This window comes from Cognatishimia activa, from assembly GCF_026016445.1.
Lineage (GTDB): Bacteria > Pseudomonadota > Alphaproteobacteria > Rhodobacterales > Rhodobacteraceae > Cognatishimia > Cognatishimia activa_B.
On sequence record NZ_CP096147.1, the window covers coordinates 1,472,095 to 1,487,940 of the forward strand.

Below are 15,846 nucleotides of genomic sequence, written 5' to 3' on the forward strand. Positions count from 1 at the left end.
CATCCTCACATCCCCGCTTCGATCAATGACTGAAACGCCTGCGCCAGGATCACCCCCACGACGCCATAAACCGTCAACCACAGCCGTTTCTCCAGCCGCTCAATCAGCGCTTCAATCCGATCGAGCCGCTTGTTCAAACTGTCAAATTGCAGCTTCGCCACCCGCTCATGCGCTTCCAAACGCAAGGCCGGCGCACAATCAAAGGCCTCAAACCCGTATCGGTCCCCTTCAGCCATCCGCCCCCTCCATCATCGGAGGCAAACCAAGCAGCTTGCGCTTTTCCTGAGGCGTCAAAAAATCCGCCGCCTGCACCCGCGCCCATTGACTGTCACGTTCTGCACTCAAGGCAGGCACCTGATCCAAATCCGGCTTCAGCTGTACCGCTTCACCTGAAAACCCACCCAGCCAGTCCGCCAAGCGACCCGCCAAGCGGCTTACCAAAGGCAGAACAGTCAGCCGGAAAAACGCCCGATGCGCTTCTTGGTAATTCGCGTAGGTCGCATCTCCCGGAATACCCAGCAACATCGGCGGCACCCCAAAGGCCAAAGCAATCTCCCGCGCCGCCGCTTCTTTGGTCTTTTGAAACTCCATATCGGATGGAGAGAACCCCATGGGCTTCCAATCCAACCCACCTTCCAGCAACATCGGACGCCCTGCATTCCGCGCGCCCTGATGATGGCTCTCCATCTCAGAGACCAACCGATCATATTGATCCGAACTCAAAGACCCCTGCCCATCTGCCGCCTTATAGGTAATCGCCCCAGACGGCCGCGCCGCATTATCCAAAAGCGCCTTCGACCAGCGCGACGCGCTATTGTGCACATCCAGCGCCATGGCCGCTGCCTGCATCGGCGAAAACCCATAATGATCATCCTGCGGGTGAAAATTCCGCAAATGGCAAATCGTGGATTGCCCAGAAACTTCAAACCGATGCTTTCGCCCACCAACCGCATATTCATAGCCAGCAGGCCAACCATCCGCTCCCGGCACGACACGCATGCGGTCAGACCGCAAGACATGCAGCTCCACCGGCAAACCAGCCTCGCCCACGGCTTCCACATAACCATCGCCCGACAGCATCAACTGCGCGACTAAAGCCTCCAGAAACTCCGCCCGCCCCTGCGCCAGGTTCGGATGCGCTAACAGTGACAAAATAGGATGCGTCTCATACCGCTTCTCAGCATCCTCCAGCACCAAAGACACTGCCGCCGCCGCTTCTGCAATCAGCTTCACACAGCGAAACCCAACCGGATTTCCCGCATAGCCCGTCTTGGTCAAAGACACGGTGTCTCGTGGTGACCAAGCCACCCGGCCCGAGGATTGATACGCCACCACAGGCGCCACCGCACTGGCCTTCTGCTCAGGCGCTTGCCATGATCCACGCTTTAGAAAATCAAACACCATGCGCCTCGCCTCTACCCTCGTTGTTTTGTTGAAAATCAATCTGACAGAAACCCGTTAAACCCCTGACACATATGGGTTCTCTCTGCATGCAACGCCCCATAAAGACCGCGCTACAAAGACCTTACCGATGGCCGAGACCACTTCGCCGCTGGCTCCAACATCACATCGGTCAATGCCCAGACCAGCGCATCCACCCGATCAGGCGATCTGTCCCCCTCAAAGCCTTGCGGCCCCATCAAGCACATCTGATCCTCCAGGGCCCCAAGACCCGGCAGATGCCCCACGCGCCCCTGCTCATACAAAGCCGCCACCGGCTCTGCTCGCGCCACCTTGCCCCTGGACGCCCGCACCGCCCGATAGGCCATCAAAGGATCTACCTGCCGCAGCACGCTCTCCACCAGATCACCACCCTGATTGACCTCTGCCACTAGCCGATCCGCCCCCCAACGCCGCGCCGCATCACAAGCCGCTTCAGCCCAGCCCTGCGGCGACTTCCCCGCCACCGAGGCATCCTCCAGCACATAGGCCTTCCACTCTTGCGGAGGCCCGTTCATCACAGCCCCCACAACCACAATCCCGCACTCGTCTGATTGCGCCGTCCCCGTCACCGGAGGGTCCACGGCAACCACAATCCGCCGCAACTCCGCCGCCTTTTTCACCTGCGCCGCCGACAACATCGTCCGAGACCACAAAGCCCCCTCAATGTCGGCCATCAACACGCCCTCAAGCTCCTGCCGCCCCAGCCGCGTCCCGGCATAGCGCCGCTCCACCTCTTCTAGGAAACTCGCAGCAAGATTGGCCCGGTTCGCCTCCGTTGGCGCATGGGTCTGCACCGTCGTATCCAACTCCAAAATCCGCTTCAGGACCGGCACATTTCGTGGCGTCGTGGTCACCACCTGCTGCGGGTTCTCTCCCAGCCGCAGCCCAAATTGCAACATGTCCCAAGTTGCCTCAGCATTCTTCCACTTCGCCAACTCATCCACCCAAGCCGCATCAAACTGCGGCCCCCTGAGCCGCTCCGGATCATGCGCCGAAAACGCCTGCGCCATGGCCCCGTTCGGCCAGGTCAAACGCCGCCGCGTCTCATGCCACACAGGTTTCCGATCTGGCGGCGAGCAGGCAATAATCCCGCTCTCCCCATGCACCATGACCTCGCGCACCTGCTCCAGCGTTTCCCCCACCAAAGCCACACGCGACGCCAGCCCCGCATCTAGGGGACGAGAACCCTCGACCATGGACCGAACCCACTCTGCCCCGGCCCGCGTTTTCCCAGCCCCGCGGCCACCCAAAATGACCCAGGTCTTCCAATCCACACCCTCTGGCGGCACCTGATGCCCCATCGCCCAGAACTCAAACAAATCAGGGAGAGCCAGCAGCTCTCCCTCTTCCAACCCATTCAGAAACTCATTCCGAACGGCAGCACTTTCGCAAGCGAGCCAATCGGCACCCGATCGTCCGTCGGGCCTCAACGAGATCGAGCGCATATCCGTCCACAATCCCTTCTTGTTCTTGTCGTCGCTTTTCAAACCGTGCCTCCGTTTCAATCGCCAAACGGCTCCAGGTGCGGATATCAGCGAGCAATTTGTTCGCCTCCCGCACAGACGCAGGCTCCCCAGCCATGACTTCATTCTCCAGCCCCCGCAGGGACTGGGTCAGATGCGCCAATGTCTGGCGAACCGCGTCAAATTCCTCCTCCAACGAAGGAGCTTTTTGTGGCGTTTCATTGTTTTGCATGTATTTCGCCTCTCGTGTTGTTGCCTCCCACACGAGCGAAATGAAAACGGCCTTAGGGAATACTCCCAAGGCCGAACCCAACTCTTCTAGCATGCCATATCTATAGCAAGGACCGTGACGATTGTCAATATATTGTTTATTTACAAATACTTAAATGTCCGCACCCTGAACCTGCAACGCAGATCAATTCGTCGGAGAATACTTCTTCAAAACAGCCATAGTCGGTTCATGACCTTCGGCAAATGCAAATACATCAGCACCCGAGAAACACCCCTTACCGGTGTCGCCCGCGCACACCGTGATATCCGCACCAGCGAGCAAAAGCGCTTCAGTTGCGATCGGATTCCATTCCGAAACCGCTGTAATCAGCGGAGTCCATTCTAAGTTTTCGGAGCGTTGTTCGATATCAGCACCAAGCTCAACGCAACGTAGGACAATTTGCGAAAGTGCTGTGGCATCAACACCATTCAGGTTTGCAAATCCCAAACCATGCAAAACATTCGTATGGGTCAGCCCCAATTTCGGATCCGCGCCATGGTCTAGTAATAGAGTGATGACGTCCAATGATACGCCAGTCATGTTGGACATAGCCGCATAAAGCGCAGTCTTGTCATATTGACCAATCCGCGCGTTGATATCCCAATCGCTCAATGCAGCGCGGACGGCTTCTAATTCACAGTCATCAATGGCTTCAAATATAGCTGGCTGCGGCTCTATCGGTTGTTTCAACCGCTCTTCGATATCCGCCGCGAGCTCTGGATTGCCCATAAGATCAACATGCATCTGAACACTCATCTCCAGCGCTTCGCTCAGCTGCTCCAGTTCTTCGAGTTCAGGATGGGCCTGTGCCGCGGCAACCAGTTCCTTCTTCAAAGCTTCACACTCTGGCAAAAGCTTCGCCTGCCGCTCAAGATCAAAACCGGATAAACCCATCATCAGGTCCGTGGTTCGCTTCATCAAATCATCAATATTCATTGGAAAAGTCCTTTTCTAATCCACTCTTCCTACCCGGATAATACGGCAAATATTTGATCCAATCAGTCTAATTTCTCCAGACACAAGCCCAACCTGACCCAAACGTGATTGGCTGTTGAACGGAAATCCGTGAACTCTACCCCAAAGAATTTCCAGCAAAGGGCGGCTCCATGTCTAAGATCTCTCGTTTCAAAGCAGCACTGTCCTCTGCGCTCCTTCTTGCGCTCACATCCCTGCCCGTTTCAGCAATCGCGCAAACCAACCACGCCGTCGAGCAATTCGGCACGCCTCCCCAATCCCCGACAGGATCGCTTTCTGGGGAATTAGAAACGGCCATTCAAGTTGCCTTCATCGACAGCATGCAAGATGGCACCTGGGGCGAGGCGCAAAACGTCGCGCTGCATACAATCACAAACTCAGGCGATCCCCGCATCGCATGGATCATTTCTGACCTTCTACGCTTTGCAGGCAGTGCGCAGCTCAACCAAGCCCTTGCCAATTCCGCCGCTGCTCTGCTGGGCATATCCCCCCCACGCCGCAACCATTGGGGCGTCATCACCGACCACCTCATCGCCTATGACATCCCCGCCCCGCCCGACTACCTGAAAGCCAAACGCGCGATCTTCACCACGGTTGTCCCCGGCTGGGACAAGATCTTCGTCAAGGGTGACATCGACTGGCGGCATGTCTCCTGGGGAGGTGTGCTGATCGACGACCGCCCATTCGACAGAACCGACGATCCCTGCAACTGCATTCCAGCTGCTGACAATCCCGAAGTTCAAACAGCGAACGAAGCCACTTGGCTGAAAGACAGCGACATTGTCTTTGGCGTCGAAGTGAACGGCGAATACCGCGCCTATCCCCGCCAAATCATGGAAGTGCGCGAGATGGTCAACGACACCCTGGGCGGCCGCGACCTCGGCATCCCATACTGCACACTATGCGGCGCAGCGCAGGCTTATTTCACCGACGTCAAAGGCATCAACCGCCCGGTCCTGCGCACCTCAGGCCTGCTGATCCGATCAAACAAAGTCATGTATGACATCACCAGCGGCTCGGTCTTTGACACCTTCAAAGGCACCGCCGTCACAGGCCGTTTGGCCCGCAAAGGCATCCAGCTGGAACAAGCCAACGTCATCACCACCGAATGGGGGGAATGGAAAAAAGCCCACCCGGAAACCACTGTTTTGGTTGAAGAACTGGCCCTGGGCCGCAATTTCGACTTCCGCAACAACCGCGATGCCGGCGGCCCGATCTTCCCAGTCGGAGATATCGACCCCCGCCTGCCCGTGCATGAAGACATCATCGGAGTGATCACCGCCTCCGGCAAACCGATTGCCTTCCAACGCAGCAAGGCTTTCTTGGCGCTAAAACGCGGCGAATCCATCTCGGTCGAAAACGTCAACCTCGTCATCGACGCAGGTGGCGTGAAAGCCGTAGACGCCAGCGGAGCCCCACTCGGGAGCCACCAAGCGTTCTGGTTTGCCTGGTCGCAGTTTTACCCAGAGACTGAATTGTGGGGTGGGTGATGCAATACCAAAAAGATTTTTTCCGTAACATGCTTAGAATTGGATAAACTTCGAGAACTTATTTAACTTGAGGACGTTCAATCAAAACTGATAAATGCTGTAAAATTGGAAGCTTGAATTATCGCGCTCTGGCTGTGTAAACCTGCTGAAGCAAATAATTAAAGATAGAATCTTTACCAATTTTCAGAGAAGAATTCCGTAATGCCGTTTTCCGCAACAGTTTATAACGTCCTTATCGCGTCACCATCCGATGTTCCAAACGAAAGAAAGGCAATAGCTCAAGCATTGCAAGACTGGAATTCTTTGAATGCCAAGGATGAAGGAAAGGTACTACTTCCTGTCATGTGGGAAACCCACAGTGCACCAGCAATGGGCGAACGACCTCAAGGTCTGATCAATAATCAAGTCGTACGCGGATGTGATCTTCTTGTCGGAGCATTTTGGACTAGGTTTGGTTCACCAACTGGTGTTGAAGAAAGCGGTACAGTTGAAGAAATTAAGTGGTTTCTGAACAATAAGAAACCCACGATGCTCTATTTCTCTAAAGCTCAGGTGGATTTGGATGAAGTCGATATTGACCAATATCAGAAACTAAAAGATTTTAAAAAATCTATCCGAGATAAGGGCATACAAGAAAACTACCATGGGTGCGATGAACTTCGACAGAAGCTCTTACGGCATTTGACAATCGTTATGCGCGAGATGAACACTGGGCCAAGCTTAGACAAACAAGCTGTTCAGGCAGTGAAAGCGTCCAGTCGGGCAGAAGAACATCATTCTACCTCGAATAGCCAACCAACTGGCGAAAATAGTTCCGCGAACGCGACCAAGAATAACATTACTCTAGTAGAGTATTCCGCTAAGGCATTCATAATTCGGGGTAATGTAATTCAGTTCAAGGACGAATTGAAAAAGCAAGGCGGTAAATGGATTACTTGTAGAGACAAATCTAAGGCATGGATGTTCTCAAAACGGCACACAAAGAGTGTTGCGAAAATCCTGAACATTAAGCCTATATTGGTCGCTATTGAAGAGGCTTAAAAATTAGTCCAAGATTGAAGTGTAATCGATCTTGGAACCCAATCAAATAGTTGGAATTTTTAGATATATCGTTCTTCGCGATAATAAGCGTCAGTTAGTCAAACCTAGACAAATCAATGATTGATCAACAATGTCAATCTAACTACTCAGCCCGCTCCGCCTCAATCTCACGCCACTTCGCCACGTTCCGATTATGCTCGGCCAATGTCGTCGCGAACGCATGCCCACCGGTCCCATCTGCCACAAAGAAGATATACTCCGTCGTGTCCGGGTTCGCTGCTGCTTCAAGGCTCGCGCGGCCTGGGTTGGCGATCGGTGTCACTGGCAGACCGTCAATCTGATAGGTGTTCCAAGGCGTCTCGCGCTGCAATTCGCTGCGGCGCAGACCACGGCCCAGAGTACCCTCTCCGCGGGTGATGCCATAGATCACCGTCGGGTCAGTTTGGAGCCGCATGCCGCGGTTCAGACGGTTGGCAAAGACACTCGCCACCTGACGGCGCTCTTCGGCGACGCCCGTTTCTTTTTCTACAATAGACGCCAAGATCAGCAGCTCTGCCGGCGAGGACAGAGGCACCGAGGTATCCCGCGCGGCCCAAATCTCTTCAACAGCCGCCGCCTGAGCCAATTGCATGCGTTCAATAACAGAAGCACGGGTATCGCCTTCACGGATTTCATAGCTATCCGGCGCCAATGTACCTTCTGTAGGCACCTCAACTTCACCCGCCAATAGGTCAATCCTGCTAAGACTATCAACCACTTGCCAGCTGGTCACACCTTCGGCCATGGCAATACGATAGCGCGTGTCAGACTGCGCGCGCACCTTGGTGAAAATCTCAGGCGCTTCCGCCTCGGCAGGCTCAAAAGACACGACATCGACAAAACGATTGGTCGCCGGGTCCAGTTCGCGCACCTGCACAGAGGCACGGGTCACACCGATGCGGTAGACCACTTCGGTGCCACAAGTAGACGCGCCACCACGGGTCACAATATCGGTGATCTCTTCCATCGAGGCACCGGCTGGTACCAGAAACGACCCGGCCTTAAGCTGTGATGATTTCTCGGCATAGTCAGCACCAATGCGGAACAAAGCACCGCTCGACACAGCGCCCGCCTCTTCCAGCTGACCAGACACGCGGCGCATGTTCGAGCCGCGGTCCACTTTCACACAGATGGCTTCCGACAGTGGCCCTTCAGCCGTATATTGGCTCTGCCCCCACAGGATCACCCCGCCAAGCAGGAACACCGCGACAATCAACAAGGTTATCGCGTTTGACGCAATGCTCCGCCACATGGGTTAGACCTTCCCGAAAAGCACCGAGGCGTTGGTCCCGCCAAAGCCAAAGGAGTTGGACAGCGCCACGTCGATCTTGCGCTCGACCTTTTTGTTCGGTGCCAGATCAACCTTGGTCTCAACCGCTGGGTTGTCGAGGTTGATGGTTGGCGGCGCAACCTGGTCACGGATCGCGAGGATCGAGAAGATCGCCTCAATCGCGCCAGCCGCGCCCAACAGGTGGCCGGTCATAGATTTGGTGGAGGACATGGTGACATTCGCCGCAGCCTCACCCATCATGCGCTCCACCGCGCCCAGCTCGATGCTGTCGGCCATGGTGGATGTGCCATGTGCGTTGATATAGTCGATGTCCGCTGGCTCTTTGCCCGCGTCTTTCAGAGCGGCGCGCATGGAACGCTCACCGCCCTCACCATCTTCAGACGGCGCTGTGATGTGGTATGCATCGCCAGACAGGCCATAGCCCAGAACTTCCGCGTAAATCTTCGCACCACGTGCCACGGCGTGATCATAGTCTTCCAGCACAACAACACCCGCGCCTTCGCCCATCACGAAACCATCCCGGTCTTCATCATACGGACGGGACGCCGCCTGTGGGTCATCCGCACGTTTGGTCGACAGCGCCTTACAGGCGTTAAAGCCCGCAATACCAATCTCGGAAATCGCCGCCTCAGCACCGCCTGCAATCATTACATCCGCGTCGCCGTTTTTGATCAGACGGCTCGCATCGCCAATCGCATGCGCACCTGTAGAGCAAGCAGTAACAACCGCGTGGTTCGGGCCTTTAAAGCCATAGCGGATCGACACCTGACCGGAGATCAGGTTGATCAGCGCACCTGGGATAAAGAACGGAGAGACACGACGTGGGCCGCGCTCTTTGATCAGGATCGCAGTTTCGGCAATCGAGTTCAGACCACCGATGCCAGACCCGATCATCACGCCAGTGCGCAGACGGTCTTCTTCGCCCTCAGGGGTCCAGCCAGCATCCTGCACAGCCATCTCAGCCGCCGCGATACCGTAAAGGATAAAGTCATCGACCTTACGGCGTTCCTTTGGCGCCATCCAATCGTCGGCATTGAACGTCCCATCGCTGCCATCGCCCAAAGGCACTTCGCAGGCGTATTTGGTTGTGACGTTCTCGGCATCAAACCGAGTGATCGGCCCCGCCCCGGATTTACCCTCCAGAATACGAGCCCAGCTTTCCTCAACTCCGGATGCCAATGGGGTCACCAGACCCAGACCTGTAATGACGACACGACGCATAGTGCTGCCCTTTCCTCAATTCGTTGAATGCTCTTACCAAGGCTTTGCTATTGGGGGCAAGACATAGCAAGACATTCAGCGGACTGTCACTGAACAAAGCACCTATGCTGGTGAATTTTCGCTGAAATCGCGCCTTACTGAAAATGCGCCTTGGGTTCCGGCGTCGCCTGCGCCAGCGCCAATGCCTCTTCCAGTTCTACGTCCTTGGCAAAAAGAGCCCGCCCCACAAGGGTCCCGCTGATGTTTGACACATATTTCAAGCGCGAGACATCATCGGCTGTATTTACAGTACCGCGCGCGATCACCGGATGTTTCGTCGAGGCAGCAAGGCCAGAGATCACACTTAGATGCCCCTCCTGATCATCGCCAATATCAGCATCAATATCGGTCACAATCACACCGGCCAATGGCACATCATCATAGGATTTCAGGAAATCCTCCGGCACCATGGCGCCTGCGTTGCGCCAGCCCTCGGTCATCAACTTGCCCTGAAAAATATCAACCGCCAGCACAATCTGATCCGGATGGCGTATGGCAAGCTCTCGCACGATCTGCGGCGCCTGCACGGCCAAAGTCCCGATGACAACGCGCGCCGCACCTTTGTCGATCAGATATTCCGCACGATCTGCGGTGCGCACCCCGCCCCCGATTTGAATGGCAGCACTGGTCGTGGTGATCATTTCTTCGATCAGCGCATCATTGCTGCCCTCGCCTGCAACGGCGTCCAGATCGGTCACATGTATCCAGTCCGCACCCTGCGCGGCAAACCCCTGCACCGTCTCCAGCGGGTCAACATGCCAGATCGAGGCCTCCTCCAGCCGTCCGCGCTGCAGGGACACGCATTTGCCATTTTGCAATTCGACGGTGGGGTAAATGATCATGGGGTCCTCCTGAGACAGTCTGCGGCTATGACGGGCCACAGAATTATCTTGCAATCTCAGATCGAAATCAAACGGCACCAAATCGGCGTGTCTGGGTCAAAAGGCGACCTATTTGGAGAGATTTGAGAAGATCGCCACGCGGATGGAAAACGCTCGAATAGGAAAAGACGCATAGCGCTGCCCTTTCCTCAATTCGTTGAATGCTCATACCTTGGGTTGGGTATGAGGGGCAAGTCTATGTGCCCCACTTGAGGAGTTTCAGCAAAGATTTTGCCATTGCAGCGCCTCTAAGGCCGGGTGACCCTCTGTTTCAGCGCATAATACGTTCTGCGATGGCCGGGGATAGTCGGTTCAAAATCCGTAAGGTTTTAGCCTTCTCGACCCAGACTTCGGCGCGCTCGCGTTCTAGCCCTGCCAGAACCTCGTTGGCGGCCTGCGCAGCTGTGATTTTACCTGACCCACGCCCGGCAGTCATATCCGTTTCAACCAGCGCCATAATGGCCTCGCAGACATGAATATGCGGTGCGGAAGATTGACATTGATACCGCAGCGCCTTGGTAAAGGACCGTAGCGCAGCCTTGGTGCCGCAATAGGTTGGCGAAGCTGCTTTTGGCGCAAGGGCAAGTCCCGAACCGATATTCACAATCGCTGAGGCCTTGTGGACTCGCAAAATGGGCAGAAAGCCAATCGTCAGGGCAACCAAAGCGGAAAGGTTCAAATCGATTTCGCGGCGCGCCAGCTCGATGAGCCTCGCATTGTCTTCGCTGAAAACATCCATTTCGAATTGCACGGCAGCGTTGTTTATCAAGACATTGATGTCAGGATGGACCGTCGCCACTGTCTTCAAAAGCGCGTCCACCTCCCGGCTTTGAGAGAGATCTGCCTGATAGACCGCAACACGATCTGGATAGGCGACCTTCAGGGCCTCCAAACTATCCAGAGAGCGCCCAACGGCCACAATAGAAGCGCCTTTCTCGATCAGCTGCTTTGACAATTCCAGCCCGATGCCCCGCGCTCCGCCGGTGATCAAGATTTTGCTTGCGTTCAGGTTCATACCACCGCCCCACGCGCTTTGGCCTTCTGAAAGGCCTGATGCCCGTTTTCCAGAGCCGGAAAAATATCAATCACTTCGAAATAGGCTTTGGCAATCAAGGCACTGCTGCGCAGCCGCTCCATGACAAAATAATAGGCCTGCAGATCGCTGGCTTCAAAAACCGCAATATCAGAACAGCGGCCCGCAAAAGCCTCCGCATCGTAAAACCGCATGGTCACACGGTCATCCACCAGCGCCTCACGCAATGATGTATCAGCGATTTCGCCGCGCATATCATCGCTAAGAGACAGCCATTCGGTGGATACTTTGAGCAAAACAAATATCGTCCAGGTCACCTGAAATTCCCTTCTTTTCTTGGTGCCCTATTGATATTGAGTAATTACTCACATTTTCCACTCGCATTGAGATGATCCAATGTCAGCGCCCATAAATCCCAGAAAAGAACCAAAACAGGCGCGGTCCAAAGCCACGTTTGAGGCCATCCTTGAGGCCTCTGCTCGCATTTTGGAAACGGGTGGGCTTGAAAATTTCAACACAAATCGCGTGGCTGAGGTCGCTGGGGTCAGCATCGGAACGCTCTATCAATACTTCCCGTCCAAACAGGCCATTCTGACAGAGATCATTCGTCAGAAACGCAGCTTGCTATTATCGGACCTTCGGTCCGCGACTGCCATGCAAGCCGAAGAGCGCTTTGAAATCACCTTGGATAAGCTGCTGTGGGCCGCGATCCGACATCAACTGCGCTGGCCCAAACTGGCGCAGACCCTGGAATATGCAGAGGCCTTCCTACCGCTCGAGACGGAAACCTCCGAATTAAACCGGGACATTCTGAATGTAGTGTCGGACTTTCTCATTCACACGCAACATCCCAACCCAGAGCAAACGGCCCAAGACCTGATTGCAGCTCTGCGCGGGATGATTGATGCAGCAGGTCTGGCAGGAGAAACCGATCAACAATCGCTTTTCATGCGATGTCAAAAACTGGCGCTGGGGTATTTGACTTAACTCCTGTCCAAACAAAAAAACCCCCGCCGAAGCGAGGGTTCTTCCGAATTGATCTCTGACGAAGCTTAGGAAGCTTCGGAGATGAATTTCACTGCGTCGCCGAAAGACTGGATGGTCTCTGCTGCGTCGTCAGGGATTTCGATGCCGAACTCTTCTTCGAAAGCCATAACCAGCTCTACGGTGTCCAGAGAGTCTGCGCCCAGATCGTCGATGAAGGAAGCGCCTTCAACAACTTTGTCTTCTTCAACACCCAGGTGTTCTACAACGATCTTTTTTACGCGGTCTGCGACGTCGCTCATGTCAATTCCTCATTCGTACTGGCCGCAATGGCCTTTGGTCTTCCGCTCAGCGGATAATCATTTGCCCGTATGGGCGGCTCTTGTTCCGGCTCCCCCGGATACCCGGAAAGCCAGACGGCTCACCCGGAAACTGCGCCGCCTGTAGCATATGATTCCTATTAGGCAAACGCTTTCGCACTGTAATTCCTGAAAGGCTGCTATGAGGTTTTCGCCCCATCTCAGCCCGTCAGCGCTTACAACATGGCCATGCCACCGTTCACATGCAAGGTGGTGCCTGTCACATAGCCCGCTTCATCGCTGGCCAGATAGAGAACCGCCGCTGCGATTTCAGCTGGCGTGCCCATGCGGTTGCTTGGGATTTGCTTGTTGATGGCTTCTTTTTGCTCATCGTTCAGCTTTTCGGTCATCGCAGTGGCGATAAAGCCCGGAGCAACGGCATTTGCGGTGATGCCACGGCTTGCGACTTCGTAGGCAATCGACTTGGTCATGCCGACCATACCTGCCTTAGAGGCCGCATAGTTGACCTGTCCCGGGTTGCCTGTCGCGCCGACGATAGAGCTGATGTTGATGATCCGGCCCCAACGCGCTTTCATCATTGGGCGCATGACCGCACGGCAGAGACGCATCGCGGATGTGAGGTTCACATCAATGACCTGCTGCCATTCTTCATCCGACATACGCATGAAAATCTGGTCTTTGGTGATGCCTGCGTTGTTCACAAGGATATCAAGGCTGCCCATGACTTCGATGGCCTGTTTTGGCAGTTCTTTGACGGCTTCTGCGTCACCCAAGTTGCATGGCAAAACAAAAGCGCGCTCGCCCAGTTCTGCGGCCAGCGCTTCAAGCGGCTCAACACGCGTGCCGGAAAGGCCGACATTTGCGCCCGCTGCGTGCAACGCTTTGGCGATTTCGCCGCCGATGCCACCGGATGCACCGGTTACGAGGGCGGATTTACCTGTTAGATCAAACATTTGAACTCCTGAAATTCAAACTTTTAGAATTTATGCCAGCTTCTCAGCGGCGGCTTTGACATCATCTGGCGTGCCAACGGCAGTGCAGGCAATCGCGCGATCAATACGGCGCACCATGCCGGACAGCGCTTTACCTGCGCCGATCTCATAAATCTCGGTCACGCCTTCACCGGACATCCAAGCCACGGACTCACGCCAGCGGACAGAACCTGTGACCTGCTCAACCAGCAAAGAGCGAATGGTTGTCGCATCCGTCACCGCCTGCGCGCGCACATTGGCCACCAGCGGCACGGCTGGGCGTTCAATGTTCACACCATCCAGTGCCTCGGCCATGACTTCGGCAGCAGGCTGCATCAGAGCACAGTGGAACGGAGCACTCACTGGCAGCAGAACCGCGCGTTTCGCGCCTTTTTCCTTGGCCAGCTCTACCGCGCGTTCGACCGCTTCTTTGTGGCCGGAAACCACCACCTGACCTGGGTCATTGTCGTTTGCCGCCTGACAGACCTGCGCGCTTTCTTCGGCCGCTGCTTCAGCCACTTCGGTCGCGGCTGCGAAATCAAGCCCCAAAAGAGCGGCCATCGCGCCAACGCCTACCGGAACCGCAGCCTGCATTGCCTCGCCGCGGGTGCGCAGCAGGCGCGCGGTGTCAGCAATGCTCAGAGAGCCAGCAGCCGCGAGAGCGGAATATTCACCAAGGGAGTGGCCCGCGACGAAAGAGGCGGCCTCTACAGAAACGCCTTCTGCTTCCAAAGCTTTCATCGCTGCCAAAGACGTTGCCATCAAGGCTGGCTGCGCGTTCTGTGTCAGGGTCAGATCAGCCTGATCGCCTTCCCAGATCAAAGAACTGAGTTTCTCACCCAGCGCGTCATCCACCTCGTCAAAGACAGCCTTTGCGGCTGGATAGGCTTCGGCCAAGGCTTTGCCCATTCCAATTGTCTGCGCGCCCTGTCCCGGAAAAACGAATGCTCGGCTCATGAGAACTCCCAAAATTCTTGCGTTTTATCCGCAATACCGAACCCTGTGCGGGTGTGCAATGTCATTGCGCGTGCCTGCACTGAGTTTCGGTGCCCTCTGCGCTTGCTGTGCGACGTTCACCGCATATCCTGTCCCAAACGGCAAACATGCAACGGGACCCATATTATGGCGCTCACAAACACCCACAAGAGTTACGGCGGCATCGCCAAGGTCTTTCACTGGATGACAGCGCTGCTGATCCTAACGGCCTTTCCACTGGGCATCATCGCCCAGCAGCTTCCTTTTGAAACAAATGATCAACTCGCTCTAAAAGCTACTGTGTTTTCTGCTCATAAAACGATCGGCGTACTGGCCTTCTTCACAGCTTTAATGCGCATCCTCTGGGCCATAACTCAGAAACGCCCAGGCCTTTTGAACGCCGAAAACAAGCTTGAGGCGACCGCTGCGGAAACAGCGCATTGGTTGCTATATGGATCGATGCTGGCAGTGCCATTGACCGGATGGGTACACCATGCTGCCACCGAGGGCTTTGCACCGATCTGGCTGCCATTCGGGCAAAGCCTTCCGCTGGTGCCAAAGTCCGAGGCAGTGGCGAGTGTCACAGCCTCTATGCATTTTCTGCTGATCATTGTGCTTGGACTAACAATCCTTGCCCATATCGGTGGTGCGCTTAAACACTTCGTCATCGACAAGGATCAAACCCTGCAACGTATGTTGCCTGGGCGCGCCCCTCAGGTGGATGTCGAGCCTCACGTGCGCAGCCTACTGCCCCTCAGCGCAGCACTCGCAATCTGGGCCATCGCAATGGTCGCAGGCACTTTCGGAGGTGTCTTCAAATCGCATGACGCGCCGATCGCAACCGTGGCCCTGCAAGAGGTCACATCAGACTGGCAGGTCACTTCCGGAGACCTCACACTGGAAATCACGCAATTTGGTGCACCCGTTGCTGGATCATTTGGCGAGTGGACCGCGCAGATATCCTTTGAAGAGCAAGACATTGACGGACGTCACGGTGATGTAACAGTCGAAGTCGCTATTGGCTCATTGTCATTGGGATCAGTCACGCAACAGGCAATGGGCAATGACTTTTTCAATGTCGCGACCTTTCCAACAGCCACCTTCCAGGCCGACATTCTGTCCGATTCTGATGGCGACAACCAATACATCGCTGAGGGTACGTTGACCCTAAAAGGAGCCACAGTTCCGGTCACCCTGCCCTTCGTGATGGAAGTTGACCAGAACACTGCAACGATGGAGGGCTCTGTTTCACTGGATCGGCAGGACTTTGGTATTGGAGCCAATATGCCTGATGAAACCAACCTCGGATTTGGTGTGGATATTAGCGTGGCGCTTCAAGCTCAGCGCTAAAATTCCCCAAAAGAAGAAAAGCCCGCAGGTCAGAAACCTGCGGGCTTTACAGCGTTTAG

Annotated in this window: 16 protein-coding genes; 4 read left to right on the forward strand and 12 right to left on the reverse strand. The window is 55.3% G+C overall.

All coding sequences use genetic code 11. The features are described 5' to 3' along the window. Positions 1-5: 5 nt before the first annotated feature. From M0D42_RS07300 to M0D42_RS07315, 4 genes are all read right to left on the reverse strand, one after another. Positions 6-236: a GTA head formation protein, RCAP_rcc01685 family gene (locus M0D42_RS07300; protein WP_265020930.1), complete on the reverse strand. Its 231-nt coding sequence runs from the start codon at positions 234-236 to the stop codon at positions 6-8. Next, positions 229-1,404: a phage portal protein gene (locus M0D42_RS07305; RefSeq protein ID WP_265020931.1), complete on the reverse strand. Its 1,176-nt coding sequence runs from the start codon at positions 1,402-1,404 to the stop codon at positions 229-231. Before M0D42_RS07305 ends, M0D42_RS07300 begins: the two co-directional genes overlap by 8 nt. Before the next feature lie 110 nt (positions 1,405-1,514). Then, positions 1,515-2,888, reverse strand: a complete 1,374-nt coding sequence (locus tag M0D42_RS07310) for a DNA-packaging protein (protein ID WP_265021119.1) — start codon at positions 2,886-2,888, stop codon at positions 1,515-1,517. 433 nt (positions 2,889-3,321) lie between these two features. Continuing rightward, a complete protein-coding gene (locus M0D42_RS07315; protein ID WP_265020932.1) occupies positions 3,322-4,113 on the reverse strand; it encodes a hypothetical protein in 792 nt (263 codons plus the stop codon). A gap of 170 nt (positions 4,114-4,283) precedes the next feature. Between M0D42_RS07315 and M0D42_RS07320 the strand changes: the two genes are divergently transcribed. Together M0D42_RS07320 and M0D42_RS07325 are read left to right on the forward strand one after the other, a co-directional pair. Then, on the forward strand, positions 4,284-5,642 hold the full coding sequence (locus tag M0D42_RS07320) for a DUF3179 domain-containing protein (RefSeq protein WP_265020933.1): 1,359 nt from the start codon (positions 4,284-4,286) through the stop codon (positions 5,640-5,642). A gap of 201 nt (positions 5,643-5,843) precedes the next feature. Then, positions 5,844-6,683, forward strand: coding sequence for a DUF4062 domain-containing protein (locus M0D42_RS07325; protein ID WP_265020934.1), 840 nt, complete (start codon positions 5,844-5,846; stop codon positions 6,681-6,683). A gap of 142 nt (positions 6,684-6,825) precedes the next feature. On the opposite strand, the gene mltG is transcribed toward M0D42_RS07325, so the two are convergent. The 5 genes from mltG to M0D42_RS07350 form a co-directional block, all read right to left on the reverse strand. Beyond that, positions 6,826-7,974, reverse strand: coding sequence for an endolytic transglycosylase MltG (mltG, locus tag M0D42_RS07330; protein WP_265020935.1), 1,149 nt, complete (start codon positions 7,972-7,974; stop codon positions 6,826-6,828). A 3-nt stretch (positions 7,975-7,977) separates the two neighbouring features. Beyond that, complete coding sequence (gene fabF, locus M0D42_RS07335) at positions 7,978-9,234, reverse strand: beta-ketoacyl-ACP synthase II (RefSeq protein WP_265020936.1); 1,257 nt, start codon at positions 9,232-9,234, stop codon at positions 7,978-7,980. Positions 9,235-9,368: 134 nt separating this feature from the next. Continuing rightward, positions 9,369-10,115 carry a 1-(5-phosphoribosyl)-5-[(5-phosphoribosylamino)methylideneamino] imidazole-4-carboxamide isomerase gene (locus M0D42_RS07340; protein WP_265020937.1) on the reverse strand — a complete coding sequence of 249 codons (747 nt, stop codon included), beginning with the start codon at positions 10,113-10,115 and terminating at the stop codon, positions 9,369-9,371. A 310-nt stretch (positions 10,116-10,425) separates the two neighbouring features. Next, the gene (locus M0D42_RS07345) at positions 10,426-11,169 is read right to left on the reverse strand and encodes an SDR family oxidoreductase (protein ID WP_265020938.1); all 744 of its coding nucleotides are present in this window, start codon (positions 11,167-11,169) and stop codon (positions 10,426-10,428) included. Then, on the reverse strand, positions 11,166-11,504 hold the full coding sequence (locus M0D42_RS07350; protein WP_265020939.1) for a darcynin family protein: 339 nt from the start codon (positions 11,502-11,504) through the stop codon (positions 11,166-11,168). Before M0D42_RS07350 ends, M0D42_RS07345 begins: the two co-directional genes overlap by 4 nt. A 79-nt stretch (positions 11,505-11,583) precedes the next feature. On the opposite strand from M0D42_RS07350, the gene M0D42_RS07355 reads away from it, so the two are divergent. Further along, on the forward strand, positions 11,584-12,174 hold the full coding sequence (locus M0D42_RS07355) for a TetR/AcrR family transcriptional regulator (protein ID WP_265020940.1): 591 nt from the start codon (positions 11,584-11,586) through the stop codon (positions 12,172-12,174). A 65-nt stretch (positions 12,175-12,239) separates the two neighbouring features. On the opposite strand, the gene M0D42_RS07360 is transcribed toward M0D42_RS07355, so the two are convergent. The 3 genes from M0D42_RS07360 to fabD all read right to left on the reverse strand — a co-directional run bounded on the left by M0D42_RS07360 (position 12,240) and on the right by fabD (position 14,419). Beyond that, the gene (locus M0D42_RS07360; RefSeq protein ID WP_265020941.1) at positions 12,240-12,473 is read right to left on the reverse strand and encodes an acyl carrier protein; all 234 of its coding nucleotides are present in this window, start codon (positions 12,471-12,473) and stop codon (positions 12,240-12,242) included. Between the two features lie 233 nt (positions 12,474-12,706). Beyond that, complete coding sequence (fabG, locus tag M0D42_RS07365; protein WP_265020942.1) at positions 12,707-13,444, reverse strand: 3-oxoacyl-[acyl-carrier-protein] reductase; 738 nt, start codon at positions 13,442-13,444, stop codon at positions 12,707-12,709. 30 nt (positions 13,445-13,474) lie between these two features. Next, the gene (fabD, locus tag M0D42_RS07370) at positions 13,475-14,419 is read right to left on the reverse strand and encodes an ACP S-malonyltransferase (RefSeq protein WP_265020943.1); all 945 of its coding nucleotides are present in this window, start codon (positions 14,417-14,419) and stop codon (positions 13,475-13,477) included. 165 nt (positions 14,420-14,584) lie between these two features. Between fabD and M0D42_RS07375 the strand changes: the two genes are divergently transcribed. Then, positions 14,585-15,787 carry a cytochrome b/b6 domain-containing protein gene (locus M0D42_RS07375; protein ID WP_265020944.1) on the forward strand — a complete coding sequence of 401 codons (1,203 nt, stop codon included), beginning with the start codon at positions 14,585-14,587 and terminating at the stop codon, positions 15,785-15,787. Positions 15,788-15,846 lie beyond the last annotated feature (59 nt).